Consider the following 609-nt stretch of genomic DNA (forward strand, 5'->3'; position numbering starts at 1 on the left):
AGGCGACAGCATCACCGTCACCGCCACCCAAACCGATAAGGCTGACAACACCTCGGCTCAAGGTTCAGATACTGCCAAGGTCGCCGATGAAACCGCGCCAAATGCGCCAACGGTATTGATTGTTGATGATGGCAACCCAGGCGATGGCCTGCTCACCCAAGCTGAAATTGGTGCTGATGACGTGCAGCTGCAAGTCACTATCGATGGTACTGACTTTGAAGCTGGCGGCTATGTCACGCTTACCATTAACGGTGGCGGGGACATTCAGCTGAGTTTCGCTGACTTCACTGATGCTGGCAACGGCAGCTTCACCTTTGGTAACTACACTTATGCCAACGGCGTGATCAGCTGGACAGAAACCGCGCCTGCTGAAGGCGACAGCATCACCGTCACCGCCACCCAAACCGATAAGGCTGACAACACCTCGGCTCAAGGTAGCGACACCGCAACCGTTGCTGATGAAACCGCGCCAAATGCGCCAACGGTATTGATTGTTGATGATGGCAACCCAGGCGATGGCCTGCTCACCCAAGCTGAAATTGGTGCTGATGACGTACAGCTGCAAGTCACTATCGATGGTACTGACTTTGAAGCTGGCGGCTATGTCAC

Annotated in this window: 1 protein-coding gene; it reads left to right on the forward strand. The window is 54.7% G+C overall.

Annotation, left to right across the window (positions count from 1 at the left end; all coding sequences use genetic code 11):
• On the forward strand, nt 1-609 hold a 609-nt coding region (locus tag K5Q73_RS21350), incomplete at both ends, for a hypothetical protein (RefSeq protein WP_220766198.1).

The sequence above is a fragment of the Shewanella sp. MBTL60-112-B2 genome (genome assembly GCF_019655055.1).
In the GTDB taxonomy this organism is placed as follows: domain Bacteria; phylum Pseudomonadota; class Gammaproteobacteria; order Enterobacterales; family Shewanellaceae; genus Shewanella.